Origin of the sequence: Paenibacillus chondroitinus NBRC 15376 (assembly GCF_004000765.1) — a bacterium.
Classification (GTDB): domain Bacteria; phylum Bacillota; class Bacilli; order Paenibacillales; family NBRC-103111; genus Paenibacillus_E; species Paenibacillus_E chondroitinus.
The window spans coordinates 1-18197 of the sequence record NZ_BILW01000013.1; the positions used below are offsets into that span (position 1 = coordinate 1).

At 47.8% G+C, this 18197-nt stretch carries 15 protein-coding genes; 4 read left to right on the forward strand and 11 right to left on the reverse strand.

Features of this window, described 5'->3' with window-relative positions; genetic code table 11:
- Positions 1 to 461: 461 nt before the first annotated feature.
- From PCH02S_RS16045 to PCH02S_RS16055, 3 genes are all read right to left on the reverse strand, one after another.
- Positions 462 to 1826: a glycosyltransferase gene (locus PCH02S_RS16045; RefSeq protein ID WP_164819585.1), complete on the reverse strand. Its 1365-nt coding sequence runs from the start codon at positions 1824 to 1826 to the stop codon at positions 462 to 464.
- A gap of 130 nt (positions 1827 to 1956) precedes the next feature.
- A complete protein-coding gene (locus tag PCH02S_RS16050; RefSeq protein WP_127454740.1) occupies positions 1957 to 3033 on the reverse strand; it encodes a polysaccharide pyruvyl transferase family protein in 1077 nt (358 codons plus the stop codon).
- Between the two features lie 38 nt (positions 3034 to 3071).
- The gene (locus PCH02S_RS16055; RefSeq protein ID WP_246069112.1) at positions 3072 to 3785 is read right to left on the reverse strand and encodes a glycosyltransferase family 2 protein; all 714 of its coding nucleotides are present in this window, start codon (positions 3783 to 3785) and stop codon (positions 3072 to 3074) included.
- Positions 3786 to 4000: 215 nt separating this feature from the next.
- Between PCH02S_RS16055 and PCH02S_RS16060 the strand changes: the two genes are divergently transcribed.
- The 3 genes from PCH02S_RS16060 to PCH02S_RS16070 all read left to right on the forward strand — a co-directional run bounded on the left by PCH02S_RS16060 (position 4001) and on the right by PCH02S_RS16070 (position 6624).
- Positions 4001 to 4513, forward strand: a complete 513-nt coding sequence (locus tag PCH02S_RS16060; RefSeq protein ID WP_127454744.1) for a hypothetical protein — start codon at positions 4001 to 4003, stop codon at positions 4511 to 4513.
- Positions 4514 to 4643: 130 nt separating this feature from the next.
- Positions 4644 to 5738: a polysaccharide pyruvyl transferase family protein gene (locus PCH02S_RS16065; protein ID WP_127454746.1), complete on the forward strand. Its 1095-nt coding sequence runs from the start codon at positions 4644 to 4646 to the stop codon at positions 5736 to 5738.
- Positions 5725 to 6624, forward strand: coding sequence for a glycosyltransferase family protein (locus tag PCH02S_RS16070; protein WP_127454748.1), 900 nt, complete (start codon positions 5725 to 5727; stop codon positions 6622 to 6624). Before PCH02S_RS16065 ends, PCH02S_RS16070 begins: the two co-directional genes overlap by 14 nt.
- Before the next feature lie 96 nt (positions 6625 to 6720).
- Here the strand turns inward: PCH02S_RS16070 and PCH02S_RS16075 are convergent, their stop codons facing one another.
- The 5 genes from PCH02S_RS16075 to PCH02S_RS16095 all read right to left on the reverse strand — a co-directional run bounded on the left by PCH02S_RS16075 (position 6721) and on the right by PCH02S_RS16095 (position 13115).
- Positions 6721 to 8199 (reverse strand): sulfatase-like hydrolase/transferase, encoded by a 1479-nt coding sequence (locus tag PCH02S_RS16075; protein ID WP_127454750.1) that lies wholly within the window; start codon positions 8197 to 8199, stop codon positions 6721 to 6723.
- Between the two features lie 27 nt (positions 8200 to 8226).
- Positions 8227 to 9066 (reverse strand): carbohydrate ABC transporter permease, encoded by an 840-nt coding sequence (locus PCH02S_RS16080; RefSeq protein WP_246069113.1) that lies wholly within the window; start codon positions 9064 to 9066, stop codon positions 8227 to 8229.
- Positions 9063 to 10004: a carbohydrate ABC transporter permease gene (locus PCH02S_RS16085; protein ID WP_127454752.1), complete on the reverse strand. Its 942-nt coding sequence runs from the start codon at positions 10002 to 10004 to the stop codon at positions 9063 to 9065. Before PCH02S_RS16085 ends, PCH02S_RS16080 begins: the two co-directional genes overlap by 4 nt.
- 95 nt (positions 10005 to 10099) lie before the next feature.
- Positions 10100 to 11581, reverse strand: a complete 1482-nt coding sequence (locus tag PCH02S_RS16090; RefSeq protein WP_127454754.1) for an ABC transporter substrate-binding protein — start codon at positions 11579 to 11581, stop codon at positions 10100 to 10102.
- A 163-nt stretch (positions 11582 to 11744) separates the two neighbouring features.
- Complete coding sequence (locus tag PCH02S_RS16095) at positions 11745 to 13115, reverse strand: response regulator transcription factor (RefSeq protein WP_127454756.1); 1371 nt, start codon at positions 13113 to 13115, stop codon at positions 11745 to 11747.
- A gap of 89 nt (positions 13116 to 13204) precedes the next feature.
- Here PCH02S_RS16095 and PCH02S_RS16100 point away from each other — a divergent pair, with 89 nt between their 5' ends.
- Positions 13205 to 14866 carry a cache domain-containing sensor histidine kinase gene (locus PCH02S_RS16100; protein WP_127454758.1) on the forward strand — a complete coding sequence of 554 codons (1662 nt, stop codon included), beginning with the start codon at positions 13205 to 13207 and terminating at the stop codon, positions 14864 to 14866.
- A 178-nt stretch (positions 14867 to 15044) separates the two neighbouring features.
- Here PCH02S_RS16100 and PCH02S_RS16105 read toward each other — a convergent pair whose 3' ends face one another.
- The 3 genes from PCH02S_RS16105 to PCH02S_RS16115 are packed head-to-tail and all read right to left on the reverse strand — an operon-like array spanning position 15045 to position 18177.
- The gene (locus PCH02S_RS16105) at positions 15045 to 15731 is read right to left on the reverse strand and encodes an LrgB family protein (RefSeq protein ID WP_246069114.1); all 687 of its coding nucleotides are present in this window, start codon (positions 15729 to 15731) and stop codon (positions 15045 to 15047) included.
- Entirely contained in the window at positions 15724 to 16077 is a 354-nt protein-coding gene (locus tag PCH02S_RS16110) for a CidA/LrgA family protein (RefSeq protein ID WP_127454760.1), read from the reverse strand. Before PCH02S_RS16110 ends, PCH02S_RS16105 begins: the two co-directional genes overlap by 8 nt.
- A 15-nt stretch (positions 16078 to 16092) precedes the next feature.
- Positions 16093 to 18177 carry a hypothetical protein gene (locus tag PCH02S_RS16115; protein ID WP_127454762.1) on the reverse strand — a complete coding sequence of 695 codons (2085 nt, stop codon included), beginning with the start codon at positions 18175 to 18177 and terminating at the stop codon, positions 16093 to 16095.
- Between the last annotated feature and the right edge of the window lie 20 nt (positions 18178 to 18197).

An 18197-nucleotide genomic window follows, 5' to 3' on the forward strand; every position in this document is an offset into this window, starting at 1 on the left:
GCGTGCTGAGCACTATGGTTACTCGGTGCGAGGCGAGCGTGCTGAGCACTATGGTTACTCGGTGCGAGGCGAGCGTGCTGGCGCTATGGTTACTCGGTGCGAGGCGAGCGTGCTGAGCGCTATGGTTACTCGGTGCGAGGCGTTCATGCTGAGCGCTATGGTTACTTAGTGCGAGGCGATCATGCAGAGCACTATGGTTACTCGGTGCGAGGCGAGCGTGCTGAGCGCTATGGTTACTCGGTGCGAGGCGGACAGGCTGAGCGATTGGTCACTTGGTGCGAGGCGGACAGGCTGAGCGATTGGTTACTCGGTGCGAGGCGATCATGCAGAGCACCATGGTCACTTGGCACGAGCCGGACAGGCTGAGCGATTTGGCTACTTAGTTCGAGAACGCGACACAATTATCAGCGTTCTTATATAACAAAAAAAGCCACCCATATAGTGGCTTTCATAATCTCCGCTTATCTATTTCCTATCTCCGATCGAATAGCAGCTCTTTCTGTCGAAGGCAGTGTTTTTAAATGCTTCAAGTAAACATCGAAGAGAGCTGGAATCGTATCGTGCACATTAAATTTGTCCTCAACAAATTTACGGCCTACCCATCCGAGATCTTCCCGTTCACGTTCTTTCAGCTCCAATACCGACTTAATGTCGGACTCGAACTCTTCAACCGTCCATGGCTTGCTCGGTCCGTGATCGCAGAACCAGGTTTCCCATGCTTTGGCATACAGTTCCTTGCTCATAACCCCCATATATCCGGTAGCTCCTGCAACAATCGTAGGACATTCGCAGGCAAGTGCCTCTAGCGCAGCGCGCCCTGTGCCAATAAAGCAATCGCTTGCGGAGTAATAAGCGCACATATGCAGAGATTCTCCTGCCAGTTGTATAAAATCGACGCCGGCTTCTTCTTGAATTCGCGCCATTTCTGTTTGAACTAGCTCCTTATGATGCCCGCCGCCGACAATAATCTGCTTGAGCTCCGGATAATCGCCTGCAATAAGTCTCCGGCAAGCCTCCATGATCGCAAGTGAAATATCCGCTTTCTCAAATGACAACCTTGCTGCATAAGTAACTACTGGAGCATTATGGTCGATCCCCCAGGATGCACGTACATAAGGTTTGGTCGACTTGTGCGAAGAAAACTCCGATACATCAATCCCATTTTGCAGTAGGATAGAGGAGACGTGATTAGCCTTCAATGTTTTAACAATCGATTGGCTTACAGCCAGCACGGTGTCGCATTGTTTTACTAATGGAATTAGGGCATCATCTACGAATCCATGTACTGTAAATACGACGGGAATGTTCATTTCCTTACCAGCCTGTACGGCGAAAAGGCCAGATGGCCACTGATGAGCATGCAGGAGGGAAATATTTTCGTTACGGATAATAAGCTTCAAATAATCGATAATTTCAGCTTTTCTCTCCAAGTTTTCTTTGAACTCATCCGTTACAAAATCTACCGTATACACCGGACAGCCAAGGGCAGCAAAGGCGTCTAACATTCTTCCGGTCTTCGCCGCAACGACCACATGCGCGCCATTTCTCATTAACTCACGAGCTAAACCTAATGTATGCGTCTCGGTCCCGCCTACGTTAAACTGGTCAATGACCAAAAGCACTCGCAGATGTTTCTGCATTCTGCGAATTTCCGAAGCAGGAAGCTGCACCATCTGCGGCTTACCTTCAAAGCGGACAACATCTTTCAGATGAATGGTACCGCTTTTTTCGTTTTTAATGACAATGACATTTTGATTCTGGGAAGATGATTTCTTCTTGGTTGGTTTGCGCAAGGATGAAATTACTTTTCTCTTCGGCAACGGCAAAATCCTCACTCCTTCCATGTGCGTTAGCACCGGGACTGTTTGTCTTGTACTCCTATAATGTATGAGTGGAGGCCGATCTTGGCATGGTTGCTTATAACGATTACTAAAATTTCCATAAAACCCATCTTCTTTAGCTCCATGCCTGAAGGAAAGGAGATCGCAAGCTTGTTTGATGGGCAGAAATGTTAGCTTGCAGGCGATGCCTATCGCGCTCCCAATGCTCCAGAAGGTGAGATGAGGTTTGCTCTAATTTATCCGCAAGCCGCTCTTCGTCCGTCGAAATAACGGAGGACGGCAGCCCTATCGACTCTATGAAATCGAAGGTTTTCATCCGATAACCAAGTGCGATGAAGGGAACTTCAGCCGCAGCTGACATGACATTAGCGTGCAGTTTGAAATTTACCGTGAATGCGCAGCGCTTCATAATCCTCATTAAGGCCTGCGCCGAATAAACCTTTGGTGCAATCCGCACAGCTTCCGAGTTGCCAATCTTATCCGCCAAGCTTATCAATGCTTCTCTATCAGGGTTCCATACGTAATACAAATATAACTTGTAGCCCGCTTGTATCCACCTCTTGCAAGCTTCCGCCAACTGATTCTCTACAAGCTCTTCCTGTCCCCCATAAATCCGGTTATAGGAAGTCCCCCAGTTGATCCCCACGACCTTTTCATCAGAAGGCCACATTTTGGTATTGATAGGCGGCTCCAAGTCATCCGAACGCAGCAGTACCCCCGGATCTCCGCTTACGATAAACCTATCGGCATCCACATCCAGATATTCCAGCAGCTTTTTGGTCAGCGGTCCCCGCACGCCGGCAAATATGGCATTTTGGCTTATGTTCTTCAGCATTTTCCTATATTCAGGCTTTGTTTGATACTGCATCTTCCCGCTATCTCCGCTTGATAGACTTACCATATCTTTTCTTGTTATCCAATCAACGCCGCTTCCCCACACAGCCACTTGCTTCCCTTGCTTCAAAGCATGATGCAAAACATCCACATAACCTGGAATAAGCAGGGAACCCCCGCCAAGCACGACGACATCATAATCAGCGACATCCTGTAAACTTACGCCGGGCATAGAGGGTACGACCGAAACATCTTGCTCGGGCATCATGAGATTAGCACTTTCACGAAAGACGTCCCACATTAAATCGTCCCCGATATTCCCGAAACCGATCCAACCCACATAGAAAACTTTTCGCATCCTAGTCTCCCTTCCTGACTCTTGATGTCAGATCATTTCTATTTTCGGAAAAACTCTCTTGAGCGTTGGTTTTCATGCCTCCTGTAGAAATACAGAGGTTCTTTCAGATTGTCCACCTTCATACCTGCTGCTATACACCTAGCAATAAAATCGTAATCCTCGATACCGACACCACGCCTAATCGGTCCTCCGATCTGATCGAACACGCCGGCACGGAATAATATCGTTCCATGACAAACACAATGACACCCGTTCTTATAAGCAGCATTTATTTTGGAAACTCCATAGCTGAGCCATTGCTCCCGTTTACGGGTTTCGAAATGGCCATCCTGGAAATATTCATAGGAGGTTCCAATCATATCAAGGGATGGATGCTCGCGCATGGACTCAACTTGTCTCATAATTCGTCTAGAATGCGATAGATCGTCTGAATCCTGCATGGCAATGAATTCGCCTTTCGCCAAATACATCCCCACATTGATCGCTCCCGCGTAACCTGTATTGCGCGGCAGCTTTACGGCATAGAAACGATCTTCAAATGAGAATGTTTTGGCGGTTTGTTCTTTGATTTCCTTCCATCTATGAATCTTGTTCCAAGTTAAGTCCGTTGATCCGTCATCCACAACAATAATCTCTATTTCCTTATAAGTCTGTTTAAAAAGACTATTCAAACACGATTGCACATAAGCTTCCGAGTTATAGCAAGGAACGATGATACTTACGCGGTCTGGTATCACTTCTCTCATCATCATTCATCCTCCGGCTTCATCTCTATACTCTAATAGATGCACCCTATCATGAAATGGAAAGGGGCAGATGACGGGCTGGATACACCTATTATTGGCATTCTAGTTATATGAATCAGCACCAAAGATACATTTTAGTAGAGTTAGACGAATGGTGGAAAACTTTGTAATTTCTTACACATAAGATATAACATGCCTTAAAAAGATGGGGGTGAATAAAAATGTCTCTTAACTTAATTGAAAACTTTTCCTTCGAAACGGGCATTACTCCATGGCAAACAGCTGGTACAGCTGGTACAGTAAATCCCTTAACAGGCGCATTCGAAGGCAGCTTTGTCGGCACATTAGGTCCACTTGTCGCACTAGTTCCCGGCAATGCAGTCATAAGCCAAGCATTCCCAGTAGCTGCTGATGCCGTTAACCTGCGTGTGAGCTATGCGCTTCGTAGACTTGTGGCGGTAGCTCCGATCGTAAACGGAAATATCCAAGTTCAAATCGTATGGCAACGAGGAGCAGATGGCGCTTACGCTCCGATATCCACCGAAGTTCTGGAAGACATGCCAGGTACGGATATTGATCTTTCGCTAGAGTGGGAAACACACGTTGTTGTGACAGGTCCTAAACCTGCCCTAGCTGAGCAAGCCAGAATTCGCTTTATCCTTTTTGCTTCATTAATTGAATTAGGCGTTGCTGGCACTTATATTGATGAAGTCGTCGTTACGGCTGAGTCCTAAATTTAAGCTTTGAATGCCTATCAGGCTGTCGACTACGTGTCGACAGCCTGATTTCTATGAATATATAACATATATGTAAAAAATGAATATGATGTAGTTGTAGCAACTTTCTCTGAACGGAGGTCACATCTTGGCCAAACTATTATATTTGGGTGAAATTGGATATCGGAACGCGGGAGACGAAGTCATGTGGGACATCTTCAAGCAGGAAGCCAGACGATTCATCCCCAATGAATTGAGCTTGTTGGAAGCTTGCAGGCAAGAGTATGCGCATATCTCCGGCTACGATATCATCGTCCTTGGCGGCGGCTCCCTGCTTGCTCCAAGCTATATTTCCCTGCTTAGCAAAGCGATGGAGCTCAACAAATCGATCTATATCTGGGGCTCAGGGATCGATAAAATTGCCGGAAGATCCGGTCTGGACAGTTTATTAAACAAGAAACAACTGCCAGCGAATTTTGTCGATCCAAACATCGTCAACCAATTAAATAAAATCATTTCATATTCTCGCTATACAGCAGTCAGAGGGCCGCTAAGCCATCGATTTCTACAATCCATTGGCGTGAATACAGCGAAAGTCCAGATCAGCGGAGACCCCGCTTTCTTACTGCAGCCGGGTGACAGAGCCAAAGGGTTGTTTACGCAATATTTCGATCCACAGGAAGCGGTTGTCGGCATCAATTGGGGAACGGCGAATAATCAAATTTTTGGAGGCAAAGAAGACATTGTCGAAGATCAGCTTGCAGCGGCCGCTAAGTTATTGATTCATAAAGGCTACTCTATTCTTTTATATAACGTATGGCCGGAAGATATCCCCGCTAGCAAACGGTTATTAACGAAAATAAACAGGCCCGGAAAAGTGAAGCTCGCGGATACGGTGTATCCTTATCAGCTCATGGCCTTAATCCAAAAGTGCCGCTTTACCATCAATTTAAAGCTGCACGCCGCTATTTTCTCTGCCGTTATGCAGGTGCCGTTTATCTCCCTTGGTTACCGCTTCAAAATGTTTGACTTCGCAGCCTCCATCTCCATGCTGCCTTTTGTCATTCCGACCGATAACCCAGCCGTAAACTTTGAGATCCTGCGTTTATCCCAAGACATTGAAAAAAACCACGCTACTCTGGTTCGTACCCTGAAGAAAGAGATCAATAAATATGCAGGAAGGCTGTCCGCCGCCTTTTTTGTAAACACATTAAGAGAGGAGCTGCGCAATGGACACCCCTGAACTAGCAAAACCGCAACCTGCCATCATTATGTGCTATGGAAAAACTCCGTACACGCCAGGAAGATACTTAGAAGACGGTCTTCGCCGAATTGGTGTCCGAGTCGTTCGAATGGAAGAAACCGTTGATTTTGCCGCGATCAACATGAGCTCCTATCTGGGCGTACTCTTTGTTGAAAGTCCCTCTCGCCCGAAAGTGCTTGTCAAAAACATACATCTCGTTACCATTCCGAAGCTGTTCTGGATCCATCACGGCGAAAATCGCCTTAACGCGAACATTGAGATGTGCGGATGGTATAAACCGGATCTGCTGCTTATGGCTCACTCCCTTCATCTCGCGCATCAGTTCCCGTCTCCGGTTCGTTTCTTCCCGTTCGGCGTCGATCCGCATATTTTTCAGTCGGCGACTCCTTTGGTAGAACGGCCGGTTGACATTTCTTTTGTCGGTGGACAAAGCGCCTTGTACCGTACGCGGGAGGCCAGAATGAAATATATGGAAACGGAACTCAAGGGCAAACGAACGGTTTCTTTCAATAAAAAAGTTTTTCTCCACGATCTGAGCTCACTTTACGGTAAATCCAAAATTGTATTTAATCATACAGCTGATTCGATTAAGGCTTTCAACATGCGGATTTTTGAAGGAATGGGCTGTGGAGCTTTGGTTTTTTCGGACTATGCGCCCGAACAGGAAATGTTGTTTCAGGACAGGACTCATTTCGTGTTGTATCAATCGAGGAATGATTTGATGAATAAAATCGATTACTACTTAAATAACCTGCAAGAAGCGCAGCTTATTGCGGGTACAGCGCAAAACTATGTACGTCAATTCCACACCTATGACCATCGAGCCGAGCAAATCATAAATTGGATGAAAAAGCTTAGAGCATAATCCATCCCTAAATCATCGCAGATGAGAGGCATTCGTTTAGACATTCATTGAGGCAAGCGACGCCCCTCATCTTCGAATGATATTTTTACAAAGCTGCTAGAAACGGTGGTTGGTCTTGTGCGGGACCACATCAGCCGTTTCCTGATAAAAAGTCAGCAGCCGGTCCTTCAGTTCAGCGAGTATGCCGGCGAAAGCAGGATCATTGATCCGATTGACCGTTTCGCCGGGATCGCTTTGCAGATCGTATAGCTCATCCGACTCATATAAACGCCTTACATATTTATGTGTTTTGGTGCGGCACATGACAGCCTTCGTATGTTCCGCTTCTTCACTCTGCTGTAATCCTACCCGCGGCCAGTACAAGCCGGATGGCGTCGTCTGAGCGACACTGTCCTTCTCCATGCAGTGAATTTCGCCATGAATTCTGCCGCCTTCGCAAAAGACGGCATCACGGTGCTCGTCCGTATCTCCCGCCAGGAGCGGCAGAAGTGAACGTCCGAAATGGGTGTGCTCCGGTTTCAAGTCAAGTAATGCCTCAACCGTAGCGGGAAAATCAATTAATTCAACCAAAGCGTCGCTGACTCGCGGTATAACGGGAATATGCTTCGGCGGTTTAATGACAAAGGGTACCCGGGTTAACGTATCCTCAAACGTATTCTGCGTTTTTTCCACGATCCCGTAATCTCCCGTGAAATCACCGTGATCGGAGAAGAAGAACACCGCCGTATCGTCGTAAATACCCGCTTCCTTCAAAGCATGGAGAAGCAGCCCGAACTGATGATCCACTCGGGAGCACATACCGTAATAGGTCGCACGCAGCTCGTCCCAGCGTTCCTCCGTCCATGTTTGAAGATTTTGCCTGTCGTAAATCCCCTTAAGAAGACTGGGCTTGCCGTCCCAATTGTCGGGTGCCGGAATCCTCGGCGGCAGCTTCTCCCTGTCAATTTTGCTGAACCAAGGCTCCTCTACACCGTAAGGCGGATGAGGGTAAAGCAGTGGCAAGTAGAGGCAAATCGGCTGATCCTCGGGAGCGTTCTTGATAAAATCAATAGCTCCTAACACATTCGCCCAATCGTTGTCATAATATGCTTCCTCTGTCGGGTCTTTCTCTAGCTTGCCGGCATAGAAGGAATAATAGTTGTCCCCTTCCGGCTCGCCCCTCCACTGGTCATATCCGTGTAAGTTCGTCTCCGGGCGCGGCTGCTTCTCCGGTTTATACTTGATGTCACAGTAAGCATCATAGCCGTTCTCCGCGGGAACCAAGTCGTTTTTCCCGCCCCACCATACGGAGTAGCCTTGCTCCTTTAACGTGCGTAGAAGCACCGGTTCATCCGGCTGCATCATATGGAACATGGTGCGATGACCCCGTACATGAGGATACCAGCCGCTCATAAACGAGCATCGGCTCGGCGTGCACACCGGATTTTGGCAAAAAGCGCTGCGGAACGAAATAGCCTCGGTTTCTACCAATCGATCGAGCACCGGCGTTATCGCCGCAGCATTTCCGACATGCCCGAGGACGTCCCCCCTCCATTGATCAGGATTGAATATAACGATATGCGGTTTTTTCTCCATTCTGTGCAGCCTCCCTGGCTTGATTTATTATCCTTTGACCGAACCGGAAATACCTTCAATGAAATATTTTTGAAATGCAATAAATACGAGGATGACCGGCACCAGCGAAATGGATGCGCCCGCCGCCATACCGGACCAATCTATCGTGTGCTCGCCCGCAAATGAAAACATACCGACCGCAAGCGTACGCAGCTCGGGTTTATTCAGTGTAAACACCAACGGAACGAAAAACGAATTCCAGGTCCAAATGAACTGCATAATGACCGTGGTCGCGATAATCGGCTTTGATAGTGGCAGCATGATCTGCCAAAAGATCCGAAAAAAACCACCCCCGTCCATCTCCCCGGACTCCTCCAATTCCTTGGGTAAGCCATGGAAATAAGCCATAAACAACAGGATGAACAACACATGGGCACCGGAGGATTCCGCCAAAATGACACCGGGCATCGTATTGAGGAGTCCCAACTGTTTCACGATCAAATACACCGGAATAATGGTATATCCCTTCGGTATAAACATTGTAGCACTGAAGATAAATATGAGCAGTTTTCTTCCCGGGAAGTTGACGCGACCGAGCGCATAGCCAGTCAACACGCACAGTAAGGTGACAATAACAACTGTCGATACCGTCACGATCACCGAGTTTATGAAATAATCGGAGAAGTGGCCAACCTTCCATGCGCGTACATAGTTCATCCACTGCATCGATTCGGGAAAGAGCTTTAAGCCCGAGGTGATATATTCCTGATTCGTTTTCAAAGAAGAGAAGATCATCCAAATAAAAGGATAAATCCAAATGAAGCCGAAGACCGTCAGCAGGATATGAAGCAATCCATTCGCCAGATGACCTTTTTTTCTTATCATCATCCCCTGCCTCCTGCCTGCTGCAGCGACTTCACTAGAAGACCAAGAAGTGCAGTCAAAATAAATATGGCAACGCCAAATACGATACCGGCCGCCGACGCATACCCGATCTGCGGGAAGCCGCTTGTGCTGAAGGCGAAATTATAAATGTACAGATCCACCGTCTCTGTCGCGTAGAAGGGTCCTCCGCCCGTCAAGGTTTTGACTAAATCGAATACATGCATACTGTTGACTACCGTTAGCAAAAGAATTACAGCGCCTACCGGGGCAAGCAGCGGAAGCGTAATGTACCGCAGCGTTTGTACGCCATTCGCTCCGTCTGTTTTCGCCGCTTCGTAAACATCCTTCGGCAAAGATTGAAGCCCGGCCAGCCAATAAACGAGCACCATGCCGAAAAATTTCCACGAGCCGATCAGAATCAGCACGACCATTGCCGTATCGGCCTGACCCAGCCACGGAATCGGTTTGGAAAGGACCCCCAGCCCCATCAGTGCCTCGTTGACTAACGCATTTTCGTTGCCGAAAATGAATTTCATGACGATCCCCACAGTTGAGGTGGTTGTCACAACCGGTAAAAAGTATACCGTTCGGTAAAATACCTTGCCTTTAAACAGCGCCTGGTTCAAAACGAGAGCAAGCATGAGTGTAGTTGGCAATAAGATTAAGGTCTTAGCCGTCATGTAGATAAGACTGTTGCGAAATGCGTTCCAGAACGCTTGTTCATGAACTAACTTGATGAAATTATCTCTACCGATAAAATTTTCAAGAGGACCGAATCCGCTCCACTCGTAAAAAGAGTACACGTAGCTCATCACGATAGGGTACACGGTGAACGCGAGGAAAAATAAAACCTGCGGTCCGATCAAGGCGTAAGCCCATAAGTAGCGGATTCGCATCCGGCGGGAAACCGGCAATCGAATCATGGATGCAGTTCTACTCACGGAAGTTCCTCCTTCTGGGCTGTAGCTCACAGCAGTAATCAGGCAGCCTTGGGCGTAAGCCAGCCCTCCACTGCCCTGCTGCCAGTCGCATGCGCTTATTTTTTCAACTCGTTATATTTGTCTGTCGAATAAGGTTGCAGCGGGGTCCAGTTGGGGAACTGGTAATCCGACGGCTGTACCGGGGTTCCGGACTTATTCACTTTGTCGATGGATTCCTGCAACGCTTTGTTATAACCTGACGTCAATTGCGAAAGCTGGGCTTTCACATCCTTGACTTGGCCGGCTAAATATCCTTCCAGAATTTTACCGACCGTTTCCTTCGGTTTCTTCCCATTCAGCTCCGTATTCACTTGTACAGCTGCACGGTTGCGTGTGAACGGGTGCGGTGAAAGGACAAACGTTTGGTCTTGAATTTTCTGGGCTTCAACGAATGGAGGATTATCAATCTTCACCGTCTTGTTCTGATCGACAATCGGTGACCCCTCGACGCCAAGCTCCAGCTGTTTCGTGTAGTACCGATCCATATAAAACTGCAGGAACAGCTTGACTTCCTCATAGTGCTTCGTATTTTTGCTGACATGCAGCGTCGCTTTCGTTTCCCCCTGGAACGCATAATATTGAGGTTTTCCGTCCTTCGTCGGCAATGGGGCGACGCCAAAATCGTTAAATTTGTTATTTTGCTGCAGCTCTGAGGACAAGAACGTGCCGTCGATGACGAAAGCCGCCTTGCCCCCGGCAAACAAACTGGATGCTTCCCTGTAATCGATAACCAGACTGTTTGGATGAAGCAGCTTATCGTCCTGAAGCTTCTTAATAAACTCGATGCTCTCTACATATCCCGGAGAATCAAATTCATATTGGCCTGTTTTCAAATTAAAACCGTCATTTGGGACGACCTCCGGCTTAATTGCCGTCGCCATTTGGCCTAAATAACCACTGGCCAGCCAGTCAGTTTTAATTCCCAAAATTAAGGGGTATACGTCACTGCCGCTTTGTTTGATTTTGTTTCCGACCGCCACCAAATCGTCCCAGCTCTTCGGCACGTCTTTCTCGGATAAGCCTGCGTTTTTCAGCACATTTTTATTGTAATAAAGTACGTGAGCGTAACGGCGCGGCGTGAAATGAGGCAAGGCATAAACTTTTCCATTCAACGTGGTAAAACCCTCTGTCCAGGTTCCCTCGTAGAACTTATCCTTATAACCTTGTACAGCATCGTCAATATCACGAATGAGACCAAGACGATTCAGTTGATCAACAGGAACCGCATTGCTGTTGGCAAAAATATCCGGCAGGTCGTTGCTAGCGACTGCGGCCTGCAGTTGGGTCCCGTATTGAGAGGAAGCGATTGCGGGCAGCTCTACCTTAATATTCGGATATTTATCCGAGAATTCTTTGATTGCCTGCTCCAGTGCTTGCTGTGACTCCGGCCAACGATGCCAAAACTTGATCGTAACCTGCTCTTTACTTTGACGCTCTACCTTCTGCTCGGTTCCACTTGTGCCATTATTCGAGCAGCCGCTGATGGCCATCCCTGCAGCCAGCAGGAATACAAAGCTAGTTAACCCTCTTTTTTTCATAGACCCTAACCCCTCCGACAAAATTATTCACATCGCCGGTCTTCCGGTAGACATCCACTTAAAACACATTGGTATACTTGGTTTTAATGTAATTTCATCATACGGCATTTGAAGACTGCTAACAGCGAGAAAAATTTAGCCTATAGGCGAATTTTTTAACCGTTTATTTTTCTCCAAAGCTTGATCCATGCTGTTTCCGGTAGTCCCCCGGCGTCATTCCCCACTCATTTTTAAATAATGATGTAAAATATCGATGATCCTGGTAGCCTAAGCTTTCGGCAATCTTGGCAATTGGCTGGTCTCCGGAAATCAGAATCCGCTTCGCCTTCTCCATTCTCTTCCGTGTCAGGTACCTGACAAAGCTTAACCCGGTTTGCTGCTTAAACATGCGGCTTAGGGTTACCGGATGTACACCGACCTCCGCCGCCAGCGATTCCAAGGTAATGTCCATGTCAGCGCGCAGCTCCAGAAGACTCAATGCCTTTTCGAACCAATCAGCGGAGCCTCTAGGAACAGTTACAGGATGCAGCTGGTCAAAGCGCTTCATTACCCACTCTTGCAACCAAGTCCTTAGCTCCTGCCAAGTTGGATACCGCTCCACTTCCCGAAGCCATACCTCCTTAGGCCCATACTCCAAAATGTTAAAGGTTTGCCCTTCGGTGAAGTCCGAATCGAGCAGAGAAATCAGCTTCGCGCATTCCTCACGAACCACATTGGCCTGCAGACTCTGCAGCTCCTGGATCCAAAGGGACAGATCTTCATTCAATTTCTCCCGATCCGCTGCCTTCACTGCTCGAACAACATCCAGCCTAAGTCCGACTGCTGAATCCGCATTCGATCGGAATCGCCCACGATGGAAGACATCTATATCAAAAAAGCGTTTCGTTTCCCAGGTTTTCCACTCCGCCGGCCACAGTCGGGTAAGTTCGCCCGAATCCCGAAAGCTCCCTCCACTGTAAGAGGGCTCAGCCGTCACAATCAGGACTTTCTGCCCTTGGCATTCAAATCCGCAAATGGCTTTAGCATGCGTTTCAGCATGAACCACTTCATCTTCGAATAGAATCAACTTCCGAACACGATCGTCGAACCAGTAAGTAATGTTCCTATAGAATAAACCTTCGATCATTGTTGTCCCCAGCGCGCCGTTCAGTTCCATTCCCAGCTGTTCCGTCAATCGATCATAGGTCAATTGTACGACCTGCTTGATTTCATCGACATCAGCGGGTTTAAGCAAATAGTCGGATGCACCGAAATGTACTGCTTTCTTCGCATACTCAAAGTGGTTGTAGCCCGTCAGCATGATAACTTTTGTCTTAGGCAGCGCGTTCATCACATTCGCCAACATCTCGAGACCATCCAATTCAGGCATTCGAATGTCCAGAAAAACGAGCTCGGGACGTATGAGCTTGATTTGCTCCAGTGCTTCGTACCCATAACCTACATCAAAGACATTGGCATAGGGGTGGGATTCCGTTAATTTCATTACGATGCTTTGCCGAACTTCTTTCTCATCATCCGCTACACAAATTTTCATATGAAGCCACCTCAACAGCTATTTTTATTGTAAACTAACAGAGAATCCGCCACCAAAACTATAAATAACCTCCGGAAGGAGAATGCTTTGTGCGCAGCTCACTCCGAGCCCTGCCACTTTCACTAAAATACAAAATTTTAGTGATTGTGCTTATTATTACGATTATACCTATCCTACTCGCCAGTTTAAGCTGGCATTATCAAATGGTTCGCTCCAGCCTGCTTCATTCTTCAGCCGTCTCATCGGAGTTCGCCCGCTATGCGGCCAGAGAGGTCTCGCAATCGGTTCAAGAAATTAACCAATCCCTGGACCCGCTTGTGATTGATTCGAGTTTTCAGAAGTATATGACTATCCCTAAAGACGATATCGTCAGTCAAGCCGGCAGTATCCTTACTTTTCGCCCGAAGATAGACCCCTTGCTCCAATCCCATCCGGAAATTGAGGGCATCATTTATATAGATAAGGAAGGCAAAATATTATATAATTCCAATCAGAAAAGTATGAATTATAATTATGACTTTGCTTCGGATCCGCTTTTTAAGAAGGCAGCTTCCATGTACAAGCCCGTACTAAGCCAACTCCATCAAACACTTTATACACTTGGAAGCCCCCAAGAAAGCATTTCACTTATTAGACCGATTACATACCTGATCAGTGGAGAAATTAATGCGTGGCTTATCGTTGACATCAAAGCTGAACATTTTCGAAGCCTTATGAATGGAGCTTACGAATCTGGCGACGGTCAGATCTTATTATATCACCCTGCTAGTGGAAACGTCATATCCAAACAACCTCTTTCCGGAGAACTTCATAACGCTCTCGAACTCGCCCTTCATAAAGGCGGAGTACCGAACGAAGAGCTCTTATTTGAATCAGAGGGTGAACACTTTGAAGTTATTGCCCAAGAATTTGTTCCCGCAGGCTGGCAAATGGTCTTATTAACCCCCTTCGACGCGATAACGCAGGGCGTTAAAGAATCCAGGCTGTGGAGCTTACTCATTGCCTTTCTTAGCATTATCGCCGCGTGTTTTATCGCGTTTCCGTTGATTTCCGGGTTGCGGCGAGTCGAGCACCAACTGTATGCATCCAAGGTGAAAGAAAAAGAAAAAGAGCTGCTTCTGCTTCAGGCACAAACCAATCCGCACTTTCTATTTAATACCCTTGAAACGATTGAATCTTTGGCAATGAAACGGAATGGTGAAGCGGTCCGCAGCGTGGTACAGAGCGTATCGCGAATGATGAGATATAACGCAAAAAGTGATCACGGCTGGTCTACCCTGCGCGAAGAAATGACGTTTGTTACCCACTTTCTAAAAATTCACCGGTACCGAAACGGCGAAGAAGTCGCTTGCGATTGGGAAGTAAGCCCGGATCTATTGGACTTGTCGGTTATGAAGCTCATCATCCAACCGTTTATCGAGAATGCTCTTAAATATGGTTGGACGCCTGTCATGAAGGCAGATGATTTTAAGTTAACCGTTCGTATTCATCGACAAGAGACCTGGCTTTTCTTCCGCATCGCAAACACAGGCAACCCCATCATGGATACGGATTTAGAGAAAATCAACAAGATGACTCGCGGAGAAATGGACGACGACGATCCTTATTTTCATCAGCATACCGGAATATCCAATGTGTATCAACGGCTCGTACTCTCCTACGGCGACTCGGTTCTGATGAATTACTCCAAGCTGCCTGAACTGGGCACCATCGTTGAATTTCAGATTCCTTTCGGCACTCTAACTAGTTAGATTCTATTGGTGGGATCACGCTACTTAACTAGTTCCCACTATTGGAGAAAATGGTTCATTCGTTAAGAAATAGCGGAACGTAGCTCCCCCCTTGCGCTAAGACAAACTGTTGCGGCATTGTTTTTCACAAAAAGGCTGCCCCTACGGTCATTACAGACCTTCAAGACAGCCTTGTTCCCTACAAAATCCAATATAACGGAATAACAAGCAACGATATAAAAATCCCGGTTGCCGCCATGGCGAAACCACTGACACCGGCCTGCAGCTCCGATTCCTTGACCAGCCTGGCGGTTCCGATCCCATGCGAAGCCGTTCCTATGGCGGTTCCGATCGCGATATCGGACCTGACGCCACACAGCCTTAACAACTCGGGGCCAATCATGCTCCCTAGCAGGCCTGTCAACGTTGTCACGATAACGCCTAGCTCGGGGATGCCGCCCAAATGGCGGACGATCTCAACTGAGATCGGTGTCGTCACCGACTTAGGGATCATCGTTACCCAGATGTTTTTCGCTGCTCCCAAGCTCCACGTTATACCACCAGCACAGACTAACGCGCTAATGGAACCGGTTGTAAGGCCAGCCAGAATAGCCGGCAGATTACGGCCAATCGACCTCGTCTGCTTGTAAAGCGGCACGCCCAAACCTACCGTAGCCGGACCCAGCAGTAACGCAATATAATCCCCGCCAACCCGATATGATTCATAAGGAATGCCGCAAATAAGCAATATCGCAATAATACCCGCCGATGTAATGAAAAGGGGATGCACCTTGCTCCACTTTTTGTGCAGTCCCTGTGCGATCGCATATACGATAACCGTTAATGAAACGCCAAACATCGGCTGTTGAAAAAAGGCATTATCCACCCGACGAAACCTCCCTTTTCTTCAGCATAGCCGATGTCACCCAGCCGCTGACGAGCAGGCCGACGAGCGTACTGACCACGAGACTGAGCGCAATCTGGAGCAGCATGCTTTGGAGCAGCGGCCATATGGCCAAGATCCCCACAATATAGGGAACAAAAAAGGCAAGCATATGGCGCAGCAGAAACTGCGTGCTGGTTTCCACCCATTCCAACCGGACGATGCCGCTAAACAGAGCCAGCGTAAACAGGAGCAACCCGATAACATTACCGGGAAGCGGAATGTAGGCGAAATGCTGGAGCGCAATTCCCAGCATGTTGAATCCCAGCAAAATGGCAAAACCACGCATTGAAATAACTCCTTCTTATTTTTCGAATCGACGTGCCAATTCAATATCCGCTCTCACATCTTCCGAGTAATAAGGATACCCGAAGGTGCGTTTGACTCGAGCCATAAAGTAAGGCTTGTTATGCAAGCTCCAGTAGTAACCAAGTTTTTCCCAATGTACAGCTGCCTGCTCCAATTGCGTAACGGCCTCGGCCTTATGCTCTGTATGTTCGCTCAGTCTAAAGCGATTAAGCGCAAGAGAGGCTTTGAATTTACAGACATAATACCTGGACATCTCTACGTAGGCAAAAAGGTCGTGAAGTGTGCATGCAGCATGACTGCAGCATAACTCACCAAGCTCGTTGGACAGCTTGATGGCGACACGTTCGGTTTGATCGGCAGCCTCTTGCAGCAGATTCAGGATATCAGCAGGTGTTTCACGGTACTCTCCGAACAGGCTCTCTGCGTTATCTCCCCGTTCTGCTTTTGCATATTCGGATATGGACATAACACCGACCCCAGGCATGGGTACAGCGTTTACGAAATCCAGGATTGTCTTGAAACCGCTGACTTCTGATAAGCAGCTTTCGGCATGCCACTGGAAGTCATAATCGATCCAGAACAAGCGGTTGACAGCCGGTATGACTGATGATGCGCTTCGCAAGCCTTCCAAGAATAGAGGCGCATGAACCGGACCATAATGGGGCTTCAAAAGATGGACCCAGACGTCGTCACTTGTCTCAGGGTCGTACGACAACCGGCCCCAGAGCTGGAACTGGAAGATATGCCGTTCAAAATCATACTTCCATGTCTTGTGTCCATGCTCCACATGTTGAAAATCGTTGCCCCACAAGTATCCGTCTGCTCCCCAGTAAAAGCCTTTCACATGCGGCTTGATCATTCCCTTGACATAAGCGCGAACGTAATCGGGGTCTCCCCACCGATGGGTGAACACGTCGTCGTTACGAACCGTGTACAAAATGTTGGTCTTCTCCAGGTCGATGCCCTCCCAAGCACCCCAGAGACGTTCAAACTGGGGTTCCGGATGGGAATAACAATGAGCATTTGAATATTTCCAGCTGATATAAAATTGGTTGGAATCGAATTGGCTCTGCACCATTTCTTTGATTTCTTTGCCCGCATTCTGCATATTGGTGCGATGAATAAATGGGATGTCTCTTCCCGACTGTTTGATTGCCTCCACATACGTCTCGACAATCCACTTCTCTCGCTCATACCCGTTGCCGTCCATCCATTCGCTGGCCGAAGTCCCTAACCCTTTCAATTCAGGGTACGTGAGCAGCAGCTGAAGCACCATCTCACGAATGTAGTCTCTAATCAATTCTGATGCACCGCGAAAGCGATTCAGCGGGTATCCCACCCGGTGGATCAGGTTATCGTACATATTGCCGAAATCTCCTACCGCTTCAGGGAGCCCCAGACCTTTCGCCACTTCCGGGGTTATACGAATATTCCACGTAAAGAGATAAATGTCGATCCCTCTGCTGGCGGCATAACGAAACATCTCCCGGAAGAACCGGATGTTCTGATTGATTTCGGAATCACTATACGGATTGGCATCTCTGAATTTCGGAGAGACAACCATACGATCGTAGGGATGCTCTGACCACAAACTTAAACAGTTGTACCGATTCAGCGCGAGCATATCGATATAAGCTTTCCAAAAACCAATATCCATGCACGTTCCCTCATTCAAGACGAATGGATCTCCCGAATCAAATGGTGCGTACGGCAAATTAAATTTAATACCGCGCAAGCGCATTGCCGGCTTACGGAACATCTCTTCCCCATCCGCCAATTCCGCTCCGCGTGCCAACCGTTCTGCGTATTCCAGGCATCCGTACATGAGTCCACGAGAATCAGCACCTTCAATGCGGATCAGTTCCCCTTGGCGGGACAGGCGAAAGGCCTGTTCTTCGCCAGCGGACTCCCCTTTCTTTACAGGCAGTTTCTGAACGACAATTCCCCGTTCAGGCGTCAGTACCAAGCCCTTGCCATTATACTGCTCGACGAAAAACTGTCCCTTCGCATCCAAACTCTTCTTGATTTGATTCATCCCGAACAGGACCATCTCATCCTGGTGGTCGTAAACGAGTTTCATAGACGTCCCTCCGCTTCATT

Coding starts and splice junctions, on each gene's coding strand:
- PCH02S_RS16070 (WP_127454748.1), top strand. CDS start 5,725: ATGGACACCCCTGAACTAGCAAAACCGCAACCTGCCATCATTATGTGC.
- PCH02S_RS16115 (WP_127454762.1), bottom strand. CDS start 18,177: ATGAAACTCGTTTACGACCACCAGGATGAGATGGTCCTGTTCGGGATG.
- PCH02S_RS16110 (WP_127454760.1), bottom strand. CDS start 16,077: ATGCGTGGTTTTGCCATTTTGCTGGGATTCAACATGCTGGGAATTGCG.
- PCH02S_RS16055 (WP_246069112.1), bottom strand. CDS start 3,785: ATGATGATGAGAGAAGTGATACCAGACCGCGTAAGTATCATCGTTCCT.
- PCH02S_RS16080 (WP_246069113.1), bottom strand. CDS start 9,066: ATGATGATAAGAAAAAAAGGTCATCTGGCGAATGGATTGCTTCATATC.
- PCH02S_RS16050 (WP_127454740.1), bottom strand. CDS start 3,033: ATGCGAAAAGTTTTCTATGTGGGTTGGATCGGTTTCGGGAATATCGGG.
- PCH02S_RS16090 (WP_127454754.1), bottom strand. CDS start 11,581: ATGAAAAAAAGAGGGTTAACTAGCTTTGTATTCCTGCTGGCTGCAGGG.
- PCH02S_RS16075 (WP_127454750.1), bottom strand. CDS start 8,199: ATGGAGAAAAAACCGCATATCGTTATATTCAATCCTGATCAATGGAGG.
- PCH02S_RS16095 (WP_127454756.1), bottom strand. CDS start 13,115: ATGAAAATTTGTGTAGCGGATGATGAGAAAGAAGTTCGGCAAAGCATC.
- PCH02S_RS16060 (WP_127454744.1), top strand. CDS start 4,001: ATGTCTCTTAACTTAATTGAAAACTTTTCCTTCGAAACGGGCATTACT.